This window comes from Pseudomonas sp. GP01-A4 (genome assembly GCF_058780865.1).
In genome coordinates, this window is sequence record NZ_JBYSWF010000057.1 from 1 (window position 1) to 21,630 (window position 21,630).

Below are 21,630 nucleotides of genomic sequence, written 5' to 3' on the forward strand. Positions count from 1 at the left end.
CCGACAGGCGGGGCAGAGCCCTTTGCTTACTTTGGGGCTTTTCCAAAGTGAGCCGCTGTAAGAGCGGAACCATAAGCCGCCGTTACCGAAGAAACGGATATGTACTCAGTCAACAATAAACCGCACCCCCGCCCTAACCCGCTCATCCACGGTCAATTCGAAAATATCCGGCCGGGCATAATGCCCAACCACATCATAGTCATACCGCGCCCGCACCAAATCATCCGTATCAATCCGCGCCACCAGCAACCCCGCCCCACCGAGCAATGGCCCGGCAAGAACGTCCCCCATGGGCCCGACAATCACACTGCCCCCCGCGATCAGAGGCCGATCCACCGGCCAGTTCGCCACCTCCACACCCAACGCCTGGGGTGACGCCTGCACCTGACACGCACTCACCACAAAACACCGCCCCTCATGGGCAATATGCCGCATGCTCACCTGCCACATTTCCCGCTCATCCACCGTCGGCGCGCACCACACTTCCACACCCTTGGCGTACATCGCGGTGCGCAACAACGGCATCATGTTCTCCCAGCACACGGCGCCACCGATGCGCCCTACCGCGGCATCAATCACCGGCAACGTCGAACCATCACCCTTTCCCCAGATCAGCCGCTCAGTGCCGGTAGGCATCAATTTGCGATGCCTGGCCACCAACCCGCCCACCGGCTCGAAATACAGCACCGTGCAATACAACGTGCTGCCACTGCGCTCGATCACGCCCAACACCAGGCTCGCCCCGGTACGCGCCGACAAGCCGGCCAGCGCTTCGGTCTCCACGCCCGGCACATCAATCGCATTGGCAAAATACCGCGCAAAGGCCTCACGCCCTTCAGGCAGGCGATAACCCAGCTGGGTGCCGAAGCCCTCACCCTTGGGATAACCCCCGAGCAACGCTTCGGGCATCACCACCAGTTGCGCACCGCTGCGCAGGATTTCGTCCTCGTAGGACAGGATCTGTTCCAGGGTCTCAGCCTTGCCTCCCGGCAAGGAACCGATTTGCAGCGCAGCCACGGTAGAAACAGGCATCACGATCACTCCGTATCAATGGGGGTTGCCCATTCTCCGGCCAGCGGCAATCATGAATAAAGCCCGCTTCGCTGCTAACTGATATGAGCCATATGAATATCGCCAACGTCGATCTCAACCTGCTGAAAACCTTCGAGGCCCTGCACGACGAATCCAGTGCCAGCCGTGCCGCCCTGCGTCTTGGCGTCACGCAGTCGGCGATCAGTGCAGCCCTGCGCCGCTTGCGCGATGTGTACGGCGATCAGTTGTTCGTGCGTACCGGCCGGGGCCTGGCGCCCACCTTGCGGGCCAATCAGTTGAAGCCGGTGATCAGCGAAGCCCTGGATCGCTGCCGCCAGAGCCTGGCGATGGTGGATCCCCTGGGCAATCACTATCAGGGTCGTTCGGTGGTGGTGGGGTTATCGGATGATTTCGAAATCGCCTACGGCCGGCGGCTGATTGAAGAGATTGCCCGGCGTGCGCCAAAGCTGCGGTTGATGTTCCGCCAGACCCACAGCCAGATCGTTGCCGACGCCCTGCTCGACCGCAGCCTGGACCTGGCAATCACCGCCGGCGGGTTTGCCGAGCGCCGGTTGAGCCGGCAGGTATTGGGGGAAGGCCATTACGCGTGCCTGGTGGACCCCGACAGCCTGGCGCCGGGACAACAGGCCATCGACCTCGACGAGTTCGTCGGGCGCGAGCATGTGCTGGTGTCATCCGGCGGGTTTATCGGGATCACCGACGAGGGCCTGGCCGCGCAGGGGCTGAGCCGCCACGTAGGTGCCTCGACCACGCACTTCGCGGCGCTGCCGTTCCTGCTCAAGGGCAGCCAGGCGGTGGCGACCATCCCCGGCCATGCGGCCCAGGCCATCGCGCAGATGACCGGACTGAGGGAGCTGCCTTGCCCGCTGGCGCTGCCGCGTTACCCGGTGGAGCTGGGCTGGCGCACCCAGGCGCAACTGGATCCGTTGCTGCTCAAGGTGCGCGAGGCAATCGAGGCTTGTTTTACTTCGCCGCCATCAGGCGATTGACTTCACTGCGCACCATGTTCGAGAACTCCGGCGGTGACATGCCGTCCAGTTCTGCACGCACCCATTCGGCCCATTTGCCCTTGCGCTTGGCGCGTTCGCCAAACAGGCGGGCGGCCTCGCCCTTGGCCTTGCCCAGGTTGCTTTGCCAGAGGTCGTAGAGACGGGACTTTTCATCTTCCAGCGCGGCGCGCTCGGCGAGGGGCTTGTTGGCCAGATTGAAGCTCATGTTGAATTACCTGCTGCACAAATAGGTGACATCTTACACTGTAGGTTGAAATTTCCTGGCCTGGATTTCTCCTAAGCTGACCACAGGAAAAAAACTGCAACTTTTGCCCGCTTCAAACACTCCATTCTTCATCAAGCGCATTCATTGCCACATTCACCCGCAAGGAGTTAACCCAATGGCTCGCAAATCTGCCGCCCAAGCCGTCGAAGACCAAATCAAGGACCAAGCCTTCAGTGAACTGACCGCACTGATCGAAGAATCGGACAAGCTGCTCAAAAGCAGCGCGTCACTGGTGGGGGAAGAAGGTGAAACCCTGCGTGAACAGGTCGCCATCAAGCTCAAGCAGGCGCTGGACTCGGTGTCCAACGTGCGCGAGCGCAGCAAGCCGGTGGTGGATGCCACCGAAACCTACATCGGTGGCCATCCATGGCAGACCGTGGCGATTTCCGCCGGGTTTGGCCTGGTAGTCGGCCTGTTGCTGGGCCGCCGCAACTGATCTGATGCAACGGCTGCGCCCTCCCCGGGCGCAGCTCGCTTCAGGCCTGTGCCAACACCCGCAACCGACTCAATTCCTGCGTTTCGATCTCGATCCCGCCTGACAGCGACTTCGCCCGTGTGCGATGGCGCCGATCCCCCGGCAAACGCCGCAACCCTGCCGCATGCATCTGTCGCACCAGCTCCTGGCTGCGCTCGGCGAAGCTCTGCCCGGCGGTCTTGCTCGGGTCGATCACGATCAGCAGTTGGCCGGTCCATGGGGTGCGGGCGCCGGGGTGATCGGACCAGTTGAACTCAAACGAGAAGTTACCGCCCGTGAGGGCCGCGGCCAGCAGCTCGACCATCATCGACAGGGCCGACCCCTTGTGCCCGCCAAACGGCAGCAGCGCGCCGCCTTCGAGGATCGCCCTGGGGTCCTGGGTCGGCTGGCCGAGGCTGTCCACACCCATGCCCGGCGGCAGGCGCTCGCCCTTGCGCGCGGCAATCTGTACGTCGCCATGGGCGATAGCGCTAGTGGCCAGGTCAAACACGATCGGCAGGCCATCGGCGCGGGGCGCGGCGAAGGCAATGGGGTTGGTGCCGAACAGCGGGCGGTCGGCGCCGTGGGGCACCACGCAGGTCATGCTGTTGACCACGCTCAAGGCCACCAGGCCTTCTTCAGCAAAAGGCTCGACATCTGGCCAAAGCGCCGCGAAGTGGTGGGAGTTATGGATCGCCAGCAAGGCAATCCCGGCACTGCGGGCCTTTTCCACCAACAGCGCACGGGCGGCTTGCAGTGCGGGCTGGGCGAAGCCGTTGCCGGCATCCACTCGCACAAATCCGCTGGCCACATCCTCGACCACCGGCACCGCCTTGCCGTTGACCCAGCCACTGGCCAGGGTCGAGACGTAACCGGGGATACGGAATACACCGTGGCTGTGGGCACCGTCGCGCTCGGCGCTGGCGCAGTTCTCGGCCAGCACCTGGGCCACATCGGCCGACGTACCGTGGCGGACAAACACCTGGCGCAGCAGGTCGGTCAATTGCGCATAACTGAGTCGCTCTGATGAAGACTCGACATCCAAAGGCGATGCAGACATCTGAAGCTCCCGTTTAATTATTGGAATGGGCAACAGCGTACAAGAATCGGTCCGTCGATTAGACAGGGTTTGCCCCATGGCTGTCGACAGGGAGCGCCAGACATATCTAGCCCCTCGTGGCGCCAGGCCTGGATAGGTTGCAGGCACGCAACTCTTCAAGGATCAGGATGATGAGCCACACCCCTCTCCCGTATTTTTTCCCCGAAGCCATGCGCGTGGGCTGGAGGGCGCTGGACCGTGAGCGCCAGCTGAACATCGACAGCAGGGACATCGAGTTTCTCGGCAAGGTGTTTTTTGCCAGCGATGCAGGCCGTCGCCAACAGTCGCCGCCAATGATCGCGCAGCGCATCTGGTTGAATAAAAGCACTGCCAATGCCGTCGAACTGGCCGGCAGCTTCATGATGAGTTCAACCAGCGCCTACCCACATGCCTGGCTCTACACCCCGTACGGCGGCCTGGAAAAATTCGACAGCCCCGCCCACTTGCTGACAGCACTGACCGAGCGCTTGAAAACCCCGGACAGCGCCACGCAACTGCTGTACTTCCTGCCCTTGCAGCAACAACCATCGCCGCTACTCGACAACCGACTGGTGCTGACACCGGAGGCCATGCTCGGCGACGTATTGGGTGAACAGGAAAAAACCCTCAGGCGCTATCAGGAGAATAATCGCCAGGCGCTGCTGGCGGCGTTGAAACAGTTGCCCGCCCTCGGCGCCCTGCTTTCAAAACTGCTCGAAAGCGTCTGCCGCCCACTGTTCCCCGGGCTCAGCCCCGGCGAAGCCCACGTGAGTTTTTTCGCCATACAGCCCGTTGGGCACACGGTGCCTCGCTGGCTCGACTCGCTGCAACTCAATGACGCGGTGCTGTTGTACTACCGTGAACAAGCCTGGCCCGCCGGGCAAACCCGGGAGTTCTTCCACCCCAAGCGGCCTGCCGACGCCAAGGCCCGCGACACGCAGCGTTGGGAAACCGCGATCAAACAAGCAGCCGGCCAACTGATCCCGTTCCTGCACAGTGCACTGGAGACGTTCTGGAACAGCGAGATCGCACCGGGCGTGTCGCGTCGGGCCTGGTTCGCCCGGGCCATGGCCACCAATGCGCAACTGGATCTGCTGTTCAAGCGCCAGCAATCCATCATCAGTCCGGAGCAAAGCCGGGCATTGGCAGCGCTGTACTCTTCCCGGGGTAACGAGGCCCCCCCGAACAGCCAGACGCTGCGCGTCGAGAACGTACAGATCTGGGAGCAGCCAAGCAACACCGTCGAGCTGGCCAGCACCGTGATGATCGGCAATTCGCAGACCTTTCTCTACACCCCCGAGAAGGGCCTGCAGGTGCTCGGCACCTACGACGACCTGATGGACACCCTCAAGGCCATGGTCAAGGCGCCAGGCTATGAAGACGACCTCTACAACCTGATGTCCCTGGAGGAGCGGGCGCTGTTTGTGGGGTTCAAGACGCCGCAGTTTTCCGGCACTCCCATCGCCGGCAATCTGTTTGAGCAGGTGCTCGAAACCATCATCGGCAAGCAGCAACAGAACCTACGCTACGCACTCGATCTGTACCGACGCACCCGCGCCGGCATTGACCCCTCGGCCTTGCTCGACTACGCGCTGGATGTGCGGTACATGATCGACAGCCACCTCCCGGGCCTGGATACCGCGGGACGCTGGACGCCTCATTCGGTACTGGCCGACCCGACTCGCCCGGTGTCGCTGGCCGCCGAACGTGCCGCCCTGCTGCAAAAGCAGATGACCGATATCCAGGACACGCTGGCAACCCAGGTGCGAGCGCAACCCACATTGGCCAACACCGTCAATCAGGCGCTCACCGCCGAGTTCAACCGCCGCGGCTTGGCTGGCCACGATCCCGGCAAGATCTACGTCAATCGCTACGCCGCCAGCGCAAGCGCGACACCCGCCACTGCGCCCCTGGAAAGCCAGAGCCTGCGCAGTTACTTTCTTGCGCGCCTGATACACAAGCGCGGGCCGATTCCGCAAACGCCGCACTATGGCCTTTACGCCAGCCAGGGCGATGGGTCTGTTACACCGCTGGGCGGCCTGGACATAGCGCAAGCCAACGCGGCGCTCGATGCCGCACTGGTCAAGTTTCATCACTCCAACATTGCCGATATTCCCCGCGAATACCTGGAACAGCTCAAGGCGCCGATGGCCCATGCCATGGCGGTGGCGATCCAGGGCGAAGCCAGGCTCAGGCGCCTCAACAACAGCCTGGACGCGCGTGATGAGGCGATAGCGCAGACGGTGTTTGATCTTCAACACCCTGATCGCCGCCGGCGCCAGGGCCTGGGTGGATTCATCCCGGATGCCTATGCGTTGACCGTCGAACCCGAGGGCCTGACGCAACGGGTGCCCCTGGCGCATTGCTTGATGCTCACCGAACGCGGTGGCCTGGCCCCGTCCCACTCAGGCCGGGCCGTGCTGTGGACGCCGGCGCGCGGCCTGGAGAGTTTCGCCAATGTCAGCCAGTTGCAGACAGAACTGCAACGACGACTGGCCGCCCCGGACCTTCGCAGGCAGCTACTGGCCAATCTCGACCCGCGCTATCTCAAACCGCACCAGGCCTGCGCACTCGGTCAGTTCATGCTGATCAACGGCGCGGTCGCACAGCACTGCCAGCAGTCCTGGATTGATCATTACAGGGCACAACGGGCTCACTGCCTCACCCTGACGCTCTCAGGGGACGCCTTGCTGAAGCGTCTCGGGGGGCTGGAAAAGGCCTTGCCGGCCAACGACCTGGGCCATGCCTCACAAATCGCCCAGACCTTCATGGCACAACAATCACTGCCCGCCTGGCTGGGGATGGCGTCTGTCAGCCAACAGCGTCGCCATGTCGAAATCCTTGAGCAATACCGCCACAGCCTCACGGACGACAAGGATTACCTTGACGATTTCCTGCCGCTGCCAGCGTATCTCGGCAGCAAGCTCATCGACTTGTTGCAGCCCTATGACGTGCGCCCGCAAGACGTCTACATCCTGCCCAAGCTGGTATTGGCCGGCCAGCGGCAGAACCTGGTGGACTACGCCCTCAATCACGTCAGCCAGCAAGCTGCTGCATTCGATGTCGAGTCCACAGCCGCCGGCCTGACACCTGCTGTGGTGCGCCAGATCCTCGCGCGCCTGCCCCTCAAGCAGGACCACCAGGCTTGCCTGGTCGAAAAACTCACCCCGGGCAAGCCGGGCGCAGATGTGCGGGAGCGCCGGTTTATTCGGCAACTGCCCTGGCAACTGTTGCAAAATGCCCACGCGCTGAGGCTGCAGGAACTGTTATCACCCGCGGGCCTGAGCCTGGTCGAACAGGTCCTCGACATGCCGGACGCGCTCGCCCGCGCAGCGGTCGAGGGCGCGACCTCGACAGTGCGTCCGCTGGAGTTGATCGCCACGGCGGGGGCCCGGTCCATCAAGGCCCTTGGGGTCTACTTGATCAGTGCCGTCGAAAGCACTCCGCTGGTGATGTATGCGCCCTATGGGCCGCAACAGGCGTTCCAGGAGTTCGACAACGAGGCGGATCTGATTCGCCGGCTCAACCTGCCCGGCCCCTTGCAGGACTGGGTGATCGGTCGCCTGCCAGAGGCTGAGCAAGCCACGTATAGACACCTCTGGGCCAGCACGGTCGGGGGAACCTCGGAAATCACCCTGGGGGCCAATCCGATCAAGGGCCACGCGCTCAAGCAGTTGTACCGCGACAACATCGGATTGATCTCGAACCTGTTTGAACAGCAATCCCAGGCCAACGGCCGGTCAGCCTGGGACACCCTCAAAGCCTTGTTCAGCAGCGGACTGCAGCACGCGCAGGCGCTGCTGCCGGGCAAACTGATGGTGCCGCTGGTGATCTGGCAAAGCTACAAACTGTTCCAGGCCTCTGCCGAAGATTTGCAGCAACACCGCTGGCGCGAGGCGCTGCAAACCTTCATCGGCGGTGTCGCGCAAATGGCCTCGATCCGCGCATTGATGGATGAACCCTCGACACCAGGCCCCGCCCCCGCGCAACCAGCGCCGACGCAAACGGCCAGTGCCTGGCACGACATCGACGTCACCGCCCGGGCCCGAACCCGGCTGCAAGCGTACGAAGCCTGCGACATCAGCCTGGAGGGCCTGAAGGCAGGCAACACGGGCGTCTACACAGCGACGGACAACCGGCATTACCTGCCGTGCGCAGGCAAGGTCTACCGCGCCAGGCAGGTCGAAGGCCATTGGCGGCTTTTCAGTGCACGGTCCAAAGGACCGTTTGTGCGCCTGGATGCCAACCGCAAATGGACCCTGGACCCGGGCGCATCGGTTCGCCGCCACGGCCCCGGATGGAGTGCAATGATGGACCGCCGTGAGGTGCGGACAGCCGTGGACCAGGTGATGAACGTCGAGGCCCGCGGCCTGGCCGAGATTCGGCGTGTGTCGCCCTCCAGGGCCCAGGCGATCGTCGAGGCACTGGACCTGGCAACCTTCTACCTGCACAACTGCCAGCAGAACCTGAAACTGCTCGACCACCAGTATCCGCCCGTGACCCGGGTGCATCGCTTTATCAACCGCTTCTTCGGCATCCCGATAGACGCCGACACCGGCCCGGCCAAATTTCCGCCAACCCTCGCGCAAAAGCTCATGGACACGGTGACCGACATTCTCGATGAGGCGCTGGAGCCGACACTCTACTCGCTCAATTCCCGGCGTTTCGTCTCCGGTGCGCATATTGCCGAACCCGAACGGCATTGGGCGTTTACCATCGACGGCGACCCGGATCGACGCATCTACCTCACTGAAAACTTCTTCAACCCGCCTACGGCCGATTTCGAAGGGCGCCTGATCAATCACTTCGACCAAAGAGCCCATGCCCGCGCGGCCACCTTGATTCATGAGTTGACTCATATCGTGAGCAATACCGCCGACGTCGCCTACCTCAATTCCACATCACCTTTTTCCGACCTGATTGAAGTACAGACCCAAGCCGGTCGCGATCTTCAGGACTGGCTGCGCAACGTGCAGGAGAATGCGTACTCGATCAACACGCCTGTTGGGCAATTGTTCAAATCAACGGACGCGTGGGGGGCTACCGGGTCTGATCTGGGAACCGACCCGGAAGATGACTACATCAGGCAGCAGATTCTTGCCACGACCGGAGGCGTGGACTTGAGCAATGCGCGGGGAATTTTCAAAACCAACCTGACGCGGCGGTTCAACACACAGATGGATAACGCCGACTCACTGACCTTATTGATCACAACCCTGGGGCGCCAGCTGGACCCCGTGCCTTCGATTGCCGAAGCCACACCGTAACAGACAGGGTGCGGGCCGAACGCCCGCACCTGTCAGTTCATTCAGTCTTTCTGATCGCGCAACACATTGCCCGACTCACCGTCGATGCGGAACTCATAGACCACGCCATCGGCCTTGCGCCCCTCACCTTCCCAGTAGCCATCGTTATCGGCTTCGATCTTGTAGATCTGGACGTAACCAGCCTTGGTCTTGGCGGTCTCGATGGCTTTTTCGATGGTGATCCAGCCTGCGCCCGGTTTGTCCGCCAGGGCGGCTCCAGCACTGAGCAAGGCGGTGGTTGCGACAACGGCGGCTAAGGTTTTCTTAAGCATTTTCGTGCTCCATTAGGGAATGAGTGTTACCTGTCCTGAATTTTTTAGGGCCCTGCAGACGAGAATTAGTTCCAATTGATGTGCATTCGCCATGATGGCTGTTCTCGCCGTCCTGCTGTGGAGGTTAGAATGTCGGAAATCAGGATGAGTTAATGACAGATAAGTCCCTATCAGAAGCCGAATACGACGCCATCACCGATGCCGCTGCGCACTGGTGCATGCGTCTGCACGCTGGCGATTGCACGACGGCGGAGCGTCAGGCCTTCGAGCAGTGGCACGATGCGCATCCACTGCATGCCTTCGAATACGCCGCGATGCTGGAAATCTGGGACGTTGCCGATCACTTGCCCCGCAGCGATCCGGCCCCCGTCGTGGCGCGACGACAACCTCGCAGCCGTTTGAGGAACTACGCGGTAGCGGCGGCGATATGCCTGGTGGCCTTGCCACTGGCGGCCTTTACCGGCTGGGAAGCGGGCTGGCTGCCCAGTTCGTACAACCATTACGAAGCTGAAAACAGCTTGCGCCAGGTCACCCTTGACGACGGCAGCCAGGTTGAACTGAACCTGGGCACCGAACTGGTCTACAGCAATTTCAAGGATCAGCGTCGGGTTACCCTGAAAAAAGGCGAGGCGTTTTTCAAGGTCAACCATGACGCGCAACATCCGTTTATCGTCCACGCCGGTGACGGCCAGGTTCGAGTGACCGGCACTCAGTTCAATGTCTGGAAATACGAAGACCATGTGCGGGTCATGCTGCTGCAAGGCTCGGTGCTGGTGAGCAGCGACGACGCCCACAGCGGCCTGCGCCTGTCACCCGGGATGCAGGCCAGCTACAACCGTGGCGATGCCAGCCCCCAGGCCCAGCCAATTGCCCCGGGCGACACGGCCCTGGCCTGGCGTGAAGGCAAGCTGATCCTCGACAACCTGGCCCTGGCCGACGCGTTGCCGCTGATCAATCGCTACCTGAGCAAACCCGTGATGCTGGCCGACGCCGGCACCGGCGCGATCCGCATTGGTGGCATCTACAACATCAACGAGGTGTCCAACCTCGTCCCCTCCCTGCCCAAGGTCCTGCCGGTCTACCTGACCCAGAACCAGGACGGCAACCCTGTACTCAATTCGATTCCGCGCAAAACCCCAAAGAGCTGAGCCAGGGTCATGGGCTGCGCCCTCCTCCCGGATCCCGCCTGCGTCAAATCGTCCATTTTTGAAACACTTGCACCGGCTGAGCTGACAGCCGGCTGCGGAGTGCCGGGTTTACGGCGCGCAGTGTTTCATCCCTGAGACACCTGCCAGGCGGGCTGGACAAGGGCCCGCTGTCTCACAATTGAAACACATCCACTGCGCGTTCTTTCTCCCGCGCTCATAACCCCATGTATGTCATCACAAATTCAAAAGCGGCACAGCTCCTGCTCTCTTCCTGACAGCGCTGTTTAGGGTCAGCGCCAAGAATAAGGAATGCCGTCGTGAAGACACTTAATCCAGGCTCATTGAGCCTTCTGCTGATCAGCTGTGTACTGAGTACCAGCGTGAGCCTCCCGGTGCTCGCGGCAGGCGACGGTGTGATCGTGATTCAGCGCACCGTCCAGGGCCACATGGCTGGCCGCACCGCTGGCGTCGATCCCAACCCGGTCACCGTCAATGCCAATTCTTCTCCACAGATCCTGCGGGCCACCAGCGAGCTGAGCGACAACGACTACGCCAACATCAGCAGCGGCTCCAGCATCACTCGCGCCATCCTGCCTGGCGGCAACCTTCCCGGCTTGACCAACAACGGGGGTGGCGTAGGCCTCGGTGGCGGCGCGGCGGCCGGCCATGGTGGCGGCTCCAGCCTCTCGGGGCAGATCAACGGCTCAATCTCCCGCGGCATGGCGCCTTTGAACAATATCGGCAGCCTGATGGGAGGCCAGTGAGATGAACCATTCCTGGTTGTTCCTGGCGATCCTGGGCTGCTCGGCGGCCATGGCTGACAACAGCGCAGTGATCGACAACTCCGGCAAGCAATACAACGGCATCGTCTCGATCAACCAGGCGGCCGGCAGTCAGCAACAACAGCTCAACAGCCGCGCGATTTCGGCGGGCAGCAACTCCCAGGCGGGCGGCGCCCTCAGCCAGACCATCGGCGGCGCACCGGCCGATCGCTCCCAGAACGCCAAGGTGGCGATCCAGGGCAGCTCTTTCAGCAATGGCAGCGGTGTACTGGGCGTCAACCAGTCGGCCGGGGCCAGCAACCAGATGATCAATGCGGTGCGGATCAGCGTGAATGCTGGCCCGCAAAGCATCGACGACAGCGTCATGTCGCAACAGAACGTGGCGCTGTCACCAAACTCAGGGTTCACCTCTACCACTGGCAGCCGCCAGGTCGTCACAAGCGACCAGGCCTTCACCGGCAGCCGTGGAGTGGTACAGGTGAATCAGAGTGCCGGGGTGGGGAACCGCATGGCTAACGCCCTGAATGTGCAAATCCAATGATTCATTGGAGCTCGAAGCTGGACCGTACCAACACTTAACCAACTAATTAGAAGCAAGGGGAAATACCATGAAAACTACAATGGCTCTTAAACCACTGGCCTTCGCTCTCGCTGCAATCATGGCTGCCGCCGCACATGCCAACCCACCTACTCATCAGCCTACCGCTGCAGTAGCCGCCGTTTCCGATGCGCAATCGAGCAACCACAATGGCGTGCTCAACCTGGGCACCCAGAACAACGCATCGGCCAACAACTCGTTGAACGGCAGCAGCGGCAACGCCCAGGCCAACATCGCAGCCGGTGATGGCAACCAACAAGACAACCAGACCGCCATTGCGGCCGGTGACGCAGATGCCGTGTTTGCCCTGGGTACCATTACCCAAGACAACCGCAACAACATCTCTGTGCAAGTGGCTACCCACAACAACGCTTCGCTCAACAACTCGGCCAACGGCAGCTCCGGCAACCTGGGCGTGAACGCGACCGCAGGCAACTTCAACCAACAGAAAAACCAACTGGCTATTTCCTCGGCCAAGGGTGCTGCTGCTGCCGCATCGAGCAACACCACGCAAACCAGCGTGGACAACGCCTACCTGAACACCGTGGCCACTCAGTCTGGCCCATGGGGTAGCCACACTTACCTGCCTGTCGTGAACAACGCCAGCGCCAACAACTCGCTTAATGGCTCTTCGGGCAACCTGGGCGCCAACATTTCTGCAGGCGTGGGCAATCAGCAGGGCAACACCACTGTGATTTCCTCCGGCGTACGTTTCTGATGCAACGGGGCCTTGGCGACAAGGCCCCTTTTTATTCCAGTGTCCTCCAGGCCATTCGATCATGCGGATCATCGCCCTCACCCTCCTGTTATTGCTCACCGGCCCGACTTGGGCGGGGCAAATGGCGATTGCTGCCATGCCCGGCGGTGGCGTGATTTTCAAGAAGGTCGAGAGCATCCGTGAACGCAAGTTCGCCAACCTGGTGGAACAGAAAACCGATTTCAGCTGCGGTGCCGCCGCCCTGGCCACCATCCTGCGCCAGGCCTACTGGATGGATGTGGATGAAGACCACATCATCAAGGGCATGCTGGTCAACGCCGATCAGGACCTGGTGCGTACCCAGGGCTTTTCGATGTTGGACATGAAGCGCTACCTGGAAAGCATCGGGATGCGCGCCCGGGGTTACCGGATCAATGCAGACACCCTGCTCACGGTGAAGATCCCGGTGGTGGTGTTGCTGGAGATTCGCGGCTACAAGCACTTCGTGGTGATGCAGCGCGCCGACAAGGACTGGGTGTACATCGGCGACCCGGTACTGGGCCATAAACGCTATGCCCGCGACGACTTCGTCAAAGGCTGGAATGGCATCGTCTTCGCGGTATTGGGCGAAGGTTATGACAAGACCAACGTGCTGCTCGACCCGCCCACCCCACTGACGGCGAAAAACAGAATCAATGAGTTCAGTCCGGTGCGGGACAGTGAATTGATGGACTTCGGTTTTATCCAGAGCGACTTCTTCTAGAAGCGCAATAAGGGGCAGGACGCTCCAGGAGCAAACGATGAACACTTACCGTTGGCTGACGGTCATGTGCCTGGCAGCCTCAATGCCCGCTTATGCGTCATCGGTGTTCAAACCGATTGAAATAAAGGACTCGGAACTGGCTGACCTGCGCGGTCGCTACGTGATGCCGGGGCGGATCATCAGTTTTGGCATCGTGATGAGCAGTACCTGGACCAATGCCGCCGGCGACAGCGTGACCGGCTCGGCCAGCATGAACGTCAACGCGTCGACCGTCACCCCGCAGTTTTATGTGCAGGTAACCGACAGCCCCACCAAAGTCTCGCCCAACCAGCCGAATGGCACCGGCACGGTGGTCGGTGGTGCCGGCCTGGGCAGCGGCCAGGGCGTGACCCAAAGCGTGCGCGCCGCCGGCGATGGCAACACCGCCAGCAATAACGTGAATATCAATGTGAACCAGAATGGCTTGTCGCCGGCCAATGTCGTCCAGTCCGGACAAGCCCTGGTGGCTGGCCAGTCGGTCACCGGCAGCACGGGTGCCGGCCAGGTCACGGTGTCGGCCGCCAATGGCGGGCTGCAAATGGCGATCCTGGCCAACAACAATCAGGGCAATTCGTTGCAGCAGATCGGCGCCGGGAATGTCCTGCAAGGCACGGTTTTGCAGGGTAACAGTAACTTCGTCAGCAACATGACCCAACTCAATGTGGTGCTGGGCAACAACGGTTTGAACAATTTGGGGCAGAACCTCAACCTGAATCAGCTCAGGGGCCTACGCCCTAACGGTTATTGAACTACGCTGTGCCTCGACACTTGCGCATTAGAAAGGGACGGCTTATTCCATGCATCGATCGCTATCGTTACGTGCCGTAATTTGTTTAAGCACGCTCCTGCCCGCATCCATGTTGTATGCCGCGCCGGACACCGACATAGACACATTGAAAAAGGAATTGCTGGAGCTCAAGCAACGCTACGAAGTGCAGCAAAAAGCACTGGCGGTGCTGGAGCAACGGGTACGCCAGGTGGAAGAACAACCGGTGGCGCCGCCGCCCAAACGCCTGGCCAAATCCCCGGCAGACTTCCAGAAAGGCGGCACCACGGTGGCCGGCAACACGCCGGGAGTCGGCGCGGCTGCGGCCTCGGGCGGTGCAGCCGGTGGCGCGTCCTACGGCCAGTCCCTCAAGGATGATTCGGCCCCGGCGCAGAGCGTGAGCAACTTGTATAACGAGGCCAGCGGGTTCTTTGGCAACGGCAAGTTCAGCTTTGAAACCGGCGTCACCTATTCCCGCTATGATGCCCGCCAGTTGACCCTCAACGGCTTCCTGGCGCTGGACTCGATCTTCCTCGGCAACATCAACCTGGACCGGATCAAGTCGGATAACTGGACCGTCGACCTCACGGGCCGCTACAACCTCGACAACCGCTGGCAGTTCGATATAAACGTGCCGGTGGTGTACCGCGAGTCGACCTATCAGTCCGGTGGTGCCAACGGTGGCAGCGGCACCGCGACCTCGGAACAATCGGTCACGCGTGACCCGACTATCGGCGACGTCAACTTCGGGATTGCCTACAAATTCCTCGACGAGAGCGTCAACCTGCCGGATGCCGTGGTGTCGGTGCGGGTCAAGGCGCCCACCGGCGAAGATCCGTTTGGGATCAAGCTGGTCCAGTCATCCAGCAACACCAACCTTTTCGTGCCGGAAAGCCTGCCCACCGGCAACGGTGTGTGGTCGATCACGCCGGGTATCTCGCTGGTCAAGACCTTCGACCCGGCGGTATTGTTTGGCTCGCTGTCGTACACCCACAACTTCGAAGACTCGTTCAGCGATATCAGCTCCCAGGTCGGCCAGAAGACCCCGGGGAAAGTGCAGTTGGGCGACAGCTTCCAGATCGGCGCTGGCGTGGCGTTTGCGCTGAACGAGAAGATGAGTATGTCGTTCTCGGTGTCCGACCTGGTGCAACGCAAGAGCAAGCTCAAGCCGGATGGCGGCGACTGGCAGTCGGTGGTTTCCAGCGACGCCAACGCGGGTTACTTCAACGTGGGCATGACGATTGCGGCAAGCGACAACCTGACCATCGTGCCGAACCTGGCCATCGGGATCACACCGGATGCGCCGTCGTTCAGCTTCAGCCTGAAGTTCCCGTATTATTTTTAAGGCATGACAACGGGAAAAGCCCCGCAACGATAAGGGTCGTTGCGGGGCTTTTCGGTTTACCCGCCCTAGCGGATCTGGTGTTTGTGCAGCAACCGGTAGAACGTCGGCCGGGAAACCCCCAGCACACGGGCCGCGACACTCAGGTTGTCGCTGTGCCGGTTGAGCACATCGCACAGCGCCTGGCGTTCGGCACGGTGCTTGTAATCTTCCAGTGTAGCCATCGGCAGCGCGATTGCCTGCTGGCTTTGCAATCCCAGATCAACGGCTTCGATTTGCCGCCCTTCCGCCAGTACCAGGCCACGCCGCACGCGGTTGGCCAACTCGCGCACATTGCCCGGCCAACCGTGCTCGCCCATGGCCACCAGTGCGTCTTCACTGAAGCTGCGGGGACGGCGGCCGGTTTCCTGGCTGTAGAAGTGTGAAAAATGGTTGGCCAGCATCGCCACGTCGCCGTGACGCTCGCGCAACGGCGCGGTGACCACTTGCAGGACGTTGAGCCGGTAATACAAGTCTTCGCGAAAAGTGCCCTTTGCGACCGCGGCTTCCAGGTCGACGTGGGTAGCCGCCAACACGCGTACATCCACCGCAATCGGCTGGCTGCCGCCGACTCGCTCGATCTGTTTTTCCTGGAGAAAACGCAGCAGGTTGGCTTGCAGCTCCATGGGCAAGTCGCCGATCTCATCGAGAAACAGGGTGCCGCCGTGCGCCGCCTCGATCCGCCCCACCTTGCGCTGATGGGCGCCGGTGAAGGCGCCCTTCTCATGGCCAAACAGTTCGGACTGGATCAGGTGTTCGGGAATCGCCCCGCAATTGATCGCCACAAACGGCTTGGCATGGCGCTGGGATTGGCGATGCAAGGTACGCGCGACCAATTCCTTGCCGGTGCCGCTGTCGCCACGGATCAATACCGGGGATTCAGTGGGCGCCAGCTTGGCGAGCAGCTTGCGCAATTCCCGGATGGGACGGCTGTCCCCCAGCAACTCGTGTTCCGGCTGGCCCGCAGGCGCGTTGTTGCCCTTGCCCCGCAGGCGCGCCATGCCGAAGGCGCGGCCCAGGGTGACCTGCACCCGTGACACATCAAACGGCAAGGTATGGAAGTCGAAGAACCACTCACAGACAAAATCGCCGACATTCTGCAGGCGCAGCACTTCCTGGTTAAGCACCGCAATCCACTCGGTGCCGCTGCGGCTGATCAGTTCCTTGACCGCTTCGGGTCGCTCCAGGTGAAACGGCTGCAGGCGCAACAAACCCACGTCACAGGAGCGCTCACCCACCGACTCGAGGGCGCAGCTGTCCACGTCCCACCCCGCTGCGCGCAAACCGGGCAATAGCCGGTGGCAGTCATCACAGGGATCGACCACAAGCAGGCGGCGCGGGGCAGGTGTAACAATCATGACTATTCCTTGGCGTCAAAATCGTTAAAGTTATTTAAAAACAACTATTTGCAAAGTCTGCTGGTAACCCTAGCAAGATCTTGACGCACCCTTTGTACCGATTCGCTATAAGTCGCGAACGAACCGGGTCTTTTATGTCAGTCGGGTGCGGTCAATTGCCGCGGCATAACTTTCATGAGGCTTTCAAAATAGCCCCTTACATGACTTTAATCAGGGAAAGTTAAAAAATCTTCTTCTAACATGTGACCCGCACCCGGTGATCGTGCATCAGTACAAGTAACCAGTCGTTAGGCACGCCCAACCAACGGCTTCCACTTGAATGGGCATTTAGAGAGAAGACCCCATGAACGCCCCGCTCCGCATCAACGAAGCTCTTTTGATCGCAGACCGTGCCTTCCAGCCCTTTCAATGCGTGGCCTGGCACGATGGCAACGGCGCCCTGAGCCTGAGCGTCATCGACCGCACCAATACCCGTATCGGTAGCAAGCAGCTGTCTTCCAGCACTTATACCGACCCGGCACAGCTTGAGAACTTGCTGTTGCAGGCCCGTGCCGAACTCGACAAAGATGGCTACCAGTTGCAATCCTGGGCAATGCCCAAGTAACTGAAGCGTGCGTGAGACGGCACCCGAAAGTGTGCCGCCCGGCTGCGCAGTATATTGACCCGCACTAACTCAAGTGGACAGTCAGCCATGCAAGTTGCAACTTTGCATAGCTGACTACTTATTAGTGTGGTTACCGATCAATAGGCCGAGAGAATAAACCGCTCGATGGCTTCCGCCGCACCGTCATCGACATTGCTGCCGGTCACGACGCTGGCTTGGCGCTTGACCACCTCTTCTGCCTGGCCCATGGCAATCGACAACCCCGCCACATGAAACATCGCCGGGTCATTGCCGCCATCACCGATGGCTGCGGTCTGTTGCAGTGGCACACCGAGGTGCGCCGCAAGGGTTCTCAATGCTTCACCCTTGTTGGCCTTCATGGCGGTGACATCCAGGAACACCGGCTGCGAACGCGACACCTGGGCCAATCCCTCGACCCTGGGCTGCAACTGCGCCTCAAGCTCCATCAGCAGCTGGGTATTGGTACTGGCCGCAACAATCTTGTCGACCCGATCCAGATACGGCTCGAAGCTCTCCACCACAATCGCCCCATAGCCCAGGCCGTGCTCCTCGCGAACCGCCATCGGTCCGCCGGGATCGCGACGCAGCCAGTCGCCGTCGGCAAACAGCCAGACTTCAACGTCCGGCTGCGGCGTAAACAAGGCCAACGCCACCAGCGCCGCTTCTGCCGGCAAGTGATGCGCCACCAGAATACTGCCGTCGGGATTGACCAGCGTGCCGCCGTTGAAGCCGGCAATCGGCACATCGATGCCCAGCGCTTCGACCTGCTGACGCATGGCCTTGGGCGGTCGCCCGCTGGCCAGGCTGAAAAACACCCCGGCCGCGCGCAAGGCGCGAACCGTATCAATGGTGCGCTGGCTGAGGCTGTGATCCGGATGCAGCAACGTGCCATCCATATCACTCAACACAAAACGGATGGGTTGACTCGGCAAGTCACTCATCCGAGGCTGTGCCAGGTACGGCCATCGCGGGCCAGCAACGCATCAGCCGCCGCCGGGCCGTCCTCGCCCGCCTTGTAGGCCTGGATACCGTCGTCCTGCTTCCACGCATCGAGAAAAGGCTGCACCGCACGCCAGCCGTTCTCGATGTTGTCGGCGCGCTGGAACAAGGTCTGGTCGCCGGTCATGCAGTCGTAGATCAGGGTTTCGTAACCTGTCGACGGCTGCATCTCGAAGAAGTCCTTGTAGGCAAACCCCAGTTCCACGTTGGCCATGTCCAGGGTCGGCCCGGGCTTTTTCGCCAGCAGGTCGAACCACATGCCTTCATTCGGCTGGATCTGGATCTTCAGGTACGTCGGCTTGAGTTCATCGACCTCGGTATCACGGAACTGCGCGTAAGGCGCCGGCTTGAAGCAGATGATGATCTCGGTGTCGCGGATGCTCATGCGCTTGCCGGTGCGCAGGTAAAACGGCACCCCCACCCAACGCCAGTTGTCGATCAACACCTTGAGGGCAACGAAGGTCTCGGTGCTGCTGTCGGGCGCAACATTGGCCTCTTCGCGGTAACCCGGCAACTGCTTGCCGCCGACTTCACCCGAGGTGTACTGGCCACGCACCGAGTTGGCCCGTGCGTCTTCCAGCGACCAGGGCCGGATGGCCCCGATCACCTTGGCCTTCTCGCCCCGCACTGCGTCGGCACCAAAGGCAGCCGGCGGTTCCATGGCGACCATCGCCAGCAACTGGAACAGGTGATTGGGCACCATGTCCCGCAGGGTGCCGGTGTGTTCGAAGAAACTGCCACGGGTTTCCACGCCGACGGTTTCGGCGGCGGTGATTTGTACGTGGTCAATGTAGTGGTTGTTCCAGAACGCCTCGAACAGCACATTGGAAAAACGGCTGATGAGGATGTTCTGGACGGTTTCCTTGCCCAGGTAATGGTCGATGCGGTAGATCTGCTTTTCGCTCATCACTTTGAGCAGGCAGGCGTTCAGCGCTTCGGCAGTGGCGAGGTCGGAGCCGAACGGCTTTTCGATCACCACCCGGCGGAACGCCTCCGGGGTTTCTTCCAGCAAGCCGGCCGCGCCGAGGCGCTGCACCACTTCGGCGAAGAAACGCGGCGCAGTGGCGAGGTAAAACACCGCGTTGCCAGTACCGCTGTCGGCAATCTTCTTGCCGATATCGGCGTAGGTGCCGTCGTCGAGGAAATCACCCTCGACGTAGCTGATGCCTTTGGCCAACTGTTCCCACAATGCAGGGTCCAGGGCGTTCTCGGCATTGCCCTTGACCTTGCTGGCGGCCTCGGTGCGAATGAAGTCCTCGAGCTTCTTGGCGAAATCGGCGTCGCTGATGGCGTTGTGATCAACGCCGACAATGCGCAAGCCATCGCCCAGCAGCCCGTCGCGGCTGAGGTTGTACAGCGCCGGCATGAGCAGGCGCTTGACCAGGTCACCGTGGGCACCAAACAGAAACAGTGTGGTGGGCGGAGCGGGTTCGGCCTTGGGTTTCTTGCCGTTGGCGGTCATTTTTTGGGAGTCTCCACATGGCCGCCAAAGCCGAAGCGCATGGCAGAAAGCATTTTGTCACCGTAGGTACTTTGCTGGCGGGAGCGGAAGCGTGCGAACAGCGAGTTCGACAGCACCGGAACCGGTACCGATTGTTCCATGGCGGCCTCGATGGTCCAGCGGCCTTCGCCACTGTCGGCGACCGAGCCGGAATACCCGTCGAGCTTCGGATCGGTGGCCAGGGCGTCGGCGGTCAGGTCCAGCAGCCAGGACGACACCACGCTGCCGCGGCGCCAGACTTCGGCGATATCGGCAACATTCAGGTCGAAGCGCTGGTCTTGCGGCAGGTTCTCCGAATTCTTGGTCTTGAGGATGTCGAAACCTTCGGCGAAGGCCTGCATCATCCCGTACTCGATGCCGTTGTGGATCATCTTGACGAAGTGCCCGGAACCGGCAGGCCCTGCGTGGATATAGCCGCGCTCGGCACGGCTGTCCGCTGCGGCGGAACGGTCCTTGGTACGCGGGATGGTGCCCAGGCCCGGTGCCAGGCTTTCGAAGATCGGGTCCAGCAGCTTAACGGTCTCGGCGTCGCCGCCGATCATCATGCAGTAGCCGCGCTCCAGGCCCCAGACGCCGCCGGAGGTGCCGACGTCGACATAGTGCAGGCCTTTTTCCGACAGGGCCTTGGCCCGACGGATGTCATCCTTATAGAAGGTGTTGCCGCCGTCGATGATCACATCACCGTCTTCAAGCAGTTGGCTCAGTTCTTCAATGGTGTTCTCGGTCGGGTCGCCTGCCGGCAGCATCACCCAGATCGCCCGGGGCTTTTGCAGCCCGGCCACCAGGCCTGCCAGGTCAGCAACGCCCGTGGCGCCCTCGCCTGCCAGACCTTTTACGAATGCTTCATTGCGGTCGTAAACCACGGTGGTATGCCCATTGAGCATCAGGCGCCGCGCAATGTTGCCACCCATGCGGCCTAGTCCAATAATCCCCAGTTGCATGTGCTGATGCTCCTTACTACGAATAAATGTGTGTCACAGTTTATAGCGCAATGAGGCTAATGAGGGTTAGTCCAGAGCGGATTGGCATAGTTTCATGACAAAAAGTGGCCATCCTTTCGCCTTCAGTGGGTTAAAAGTCACAACGACCATCAAAAATAAAAAAGTTCCCTTCATTAAAAAAAGAATTCAGAATTGCCCCGACTGTTGCCGAGAGCCTCGATTCAAGCGCTCTGGCACCGCGATAGACCGGCTATTTGCGAGGTAAGCAATGAGCACTGCACACATGACCCGTCCGCCACAGACCCTCTACGTCACCATTCGCCGCGATGAATTGCGCCAGTTGAAAAACGAGCGCGACCAACTGCAGCAGGAAGTCATGCGTTTGCGCTCGCACCTGCAGGGCCAGCTCAATCAGCCGTCCGGCACCCAGCCCGCACTTTGCTGAACGTGGGCTGAACGAACCGTTCAGGAATAACTCACGAAGTTTTCACATCCCCCTCCCGATACTCCCGCCGAATAGGGCCGCGCTACGTGCGCAGGCCCTCTGTTTGCGTGCATCCCTGCGCGTTGACACTGAAATTATCGGGTTGGAGC

20 protein-coding genes are annotated in these 21,630 nt (G+C 61.1%); 12 read left to right on the forward strand and 8 right to left on the reverse strand.

The window, feature by feature from the left end:
• Positions 1-105 precede the first annotated feature (105 nt).
• Positions 106-1,032: a carbon-nitrogen hydrolase family protein gene (locus tag AC3WKX_RS25860; protein ID WP_102605635.1), complete on the reverse strand. Its 927-nt coding sequence runs from the start codon at positions 1,030-1,032 to the stop codon at positions 106-108.
• Positions 1,033-1,124: 92 nt separating this feature from the next.
• Between AC3WKX_RS25860 and AC3WKX_RS25865 the strand changes: the two genes are divergently transcribed.
• On the forward strand, positions 1,125-2,042 hold the full coding sequence (locus AC3WKX_RS25865) for a LysR family transcriptional regulator (RefSeq protein ID WP_102605636.1): 918 nt from the start codon (positions 1,125-1,127) through the stop codon (positions 2,040-2,042).
• Here AC3WKX_RS25865 and AC3WKX_RS25870 read toward each other — a convergent pair.
• A complete protein-coding gene (locus AC3WKX_RS25870; protein WP_003217960.1) occupies positions 2,017-2,268 on the reverse strand; it encodes a hypothetical protein in 252 nt (83 codons plus the stop codon). The two genes, AC3WKX_RS25865 and AC3WKX_RS25870, sit on opposite strands and share 26 nt — an antisense overlap.
• Before the next feature lie 175 nt (positions 2,269-2,443).
• On the opposite strand from AC3WKX_RS25870, the gene AC3WKX_RS25875 reads away from it, so the two are divergent.
• Positions 2,444-2,764, forward strand: coding sequence for an ElaB/YgaM/YqjD family protein (locus AC3WKX_RS25875; RefSeq protein ID WP_003217958.1), 321 nt, complete (start codon positions 2,444-2,446; stop codon positions 2,762-2,764).
• Positions 2,765-2,804: 40 nt separating this feature from the next.
• Here the strand turns inward: AC3WKX_RS25875 and AC3WKX_RS25880 are convergent, their stop codons facing one another.
• Positions 2,805-3,842 carry an Ldh family oxidoreductase gene (locus tag AC3WKX_RS25880; protein WP_102605637.1) on the reverse strand — a complete coding sequence of 346 codons (1,038 nt, stop codon included), beginning with the start codon at positions 3,840-3,842 and terminating at the stop codon, positions 2,805-2,807.
• Between the two features lie 170 nt (positions 3,843-4,012).
• Between AC3WKX_RS25880 and AC3WKX_RS25885 the strand changes: the two genes are divergently transcribed.
• On the forward strand, positions 4,013-9,127 hold the full coding sequence (locus AC3WKX_RS25885) for a dermonecrotic toxin domain-containing protein (protein WP_102605638.1): 5,115 nt from the start codon (positions 4,013-4,015) through the stop codon (positions 9,125-9,127).
• Between the two features lie 41 nt (positions 9,128-9,168).
• On the opposite strand, the gene AC3WKX_RS25890 is transcribed toward AC3WKX_RS25885, so the two are convergent.
• Complete coding sequence (locus tag AC3WKX_RS25890; RefSeq protein WP_003217951.1) at positions 9,169-9,438, reverse strand: PepSY domain-containing protein; 270 nt, start codon at positions 9,436-9,438, stop codon at positions 9,169-9,171.
• Positions 9,439-9,590: 152 nt separating this feature from the next.
• Between AC3WKX_RS25890 and AC3WKX_RS25895 the strand changes: the two genes are divergently transcribed.
• From AC3WKX_RS25895 to fapF, 7 genes are all read left to right on the forward strand, one after another.
• A complete protein-coding gene (locus AC3WKX_RS25895; protein ID WP_102605639.1) occupies positions 9,591-10,586 on the forward strand; it encodes a FecR family protein in 996 nt (331 codons plus the stop codon).
• 317 nt (positions 10,587-10,903) lie between these two features.
• Positions 10,904-11,350: a fibril amyloid chaperone protein FapA gene (gene fapA / locus AC3WKX_RS25900; protein WP_003217947.1), complete on the forward strand. Its 447-nt coding sequence runs from the start codon at positions 10,904-10,906 to the stop codon at positions 11,348-11,350.
• 1 nt (position 11,351) lies between these two features.
• Positions 11,352-11,909: a fibril amyloid subunit FapB gene (gene fapB / locus AC3WKX_RS25905; protein ID WP_102605640.1), complete on the forward strand. Its 558-nt coding sequence runs from the start codon at positions 11,352-11,354 to the stop codon at positions 11,907-11,909.
• Between the two features lie 67 nt (positions 11,910-11,976).
• Entirely contained in the window at positions 11,977-12,684 is a 708-nt protein-coding gene (gene fapC, locus AC3WKX_RS25910; RefSeq protein ID WP_023658900.1) for an amyloid-like fimbrin subunit FapC, read from the forward strand.
• 61 nt (positions 12,685-12,745) lie between these two features.
• Positions 12,746-13,426, forward strand: coding sequence for a fibril amyloid maturation endopeptidase FapD (gene fapD / locus AC3WKX_RS25915; RefSeq protein WP_003217941.1), 681 nt, complete (start codon positions 12,746-12,748; stop codon positions 13,424-13,426).
• A 37-nt stretch (positions 13,427-13,463) separates the two neighbouring features.
• Positions 13,464-14,213 carry a fibril amyloid subunit FapE gene (fapE, locus tag AC3WKX_RS25920; RefSeq protein ID WP_003217939.1) on the forward strand — a complete coding sequence of 250 codons (750 nt, stop codon included), beginning with the start codon at positions 13,464-13,466 and terminating at the stop codon, positions 14,211-14,213.
• Positions 14,214-14,262: 49 nt separating this feature from the next.
• Complete coding sequence (fapF, locus tag AC3WKX_RS25925) at positions 14,263-15,576, forward strand: fibril amyloid transporter FapF (RefSeq protein ID WP_043224814.1); 1,314 nt, start codon at positions 14,263-14,265, stop codon at positions 15,574-15,576.
• 65 nt (positions 15,577-15,641) lie between these two features.
• Here the strand turns inward: fapF and AC3WKX_RS25930 are convergent, their stop codons facing one another.
• Complete coding sequence (locus tag AC3WKX_RS25930) at positions 15,642-16,970, reverse strand: sigma-54 dependent transcriptional regulator (RefSeq protein ID WP_003217935.1); 1,329 nt, start codon at positions 16,968-16,970, stop codon at positions 15,642-15,644.
• 343 nt (positions 16,971-17,313) lie between these two features.
• On the opposite strand from AC3WKX_RS25930, the gene AC3WKX_RS25935 reads away from it, so the two are divergent.
• Positions 17,314-17,574 carry a DUF1652 domain-containing protein gene (locus AC3WKX_RS25935; RefSeq protein WP_003217933.1) on the forward strand — a complete coding sequence of 87 codons (261 nt, stop codon included), beginning with the start codon at positions 17,314-17,316 and terminating at the stop codon, positions 17,572-17,574.
• A gap of 137 nt (positions 17,575-17,711) precedes the next feature.
• On the opposite strand, the gene AC3WKX_RS25940 is transcribed toward AC3WKX_RS25935, so the two are convergent.
• Genes AC3WKX_RS25940 through gnd form a run of 3 tightly spaced genes read right to left on the reverse strand, consistent with a single transcriptional unit; the run spans position 17,712 to position 21,060 of the window.
• The gene (locus AC3WKX_RS25940) at positions 17,712-18,536 is read right to left on the reverse strand and encodes an HAD family hydrolase (RefSeq protein WP_003217930.1); all 825 of its coding nucleotides are present in this window, start codon (positions 18,534-18,536) and stop codon (positions 17,712-17,714) included.
• Positions 18,533-20,056 carry a glucose-6-phosphate dehydrogenase gene (gene zwf / locus AC3WKX_RS25945; RefSeq protein WP_003217928.1) on the reverse strand — a complete coding sequence of 508 codons (1,524 nt, stop codon included), beginning with the start codon at positions 20,054-20,056 and terminating at the stop codon, positions 18,533-18,535. The genes AC3WKX_RS25940 and zwf overlap by 4 nt, the downstream gene beginning before the upstream one ends.
• The gene (gene gnd, locus AC3WKX_RS25950; protein WP_256579633.1) at positions 20,053-21,060 is read right to left on the reverse strand and encodes a phosphogluconate dehydrogenase (NAD(+)-dependent, decarboxylating); all 1,008 of its coding nucleotides are present in this window, start codon (positions 21,058-21,060) and stop codon (positions 20,053-20,055) included. Before gnd ends, zwf begins: the two co-directional genes overlap by 4 nt.
• A gap of 244 nt (positions 21,061-21,304) precedes the next feature.
• Between gnd and AC3WKX_RS25955 the strand changes: the two genes are divergently transcribed.
• Positions 21,305-21,481, forward strand: a complete 177-nt coding sequence (locus AC3WKX_RS25955; RefSeq protein ID WP_023658901.1) for a DUF6026 family protein — start codon at positions 21,305-21,307, stop codon at positions 21,479-21,481.
• Positions 21,482-21,630: the final 149 nt, after the last annotated feature.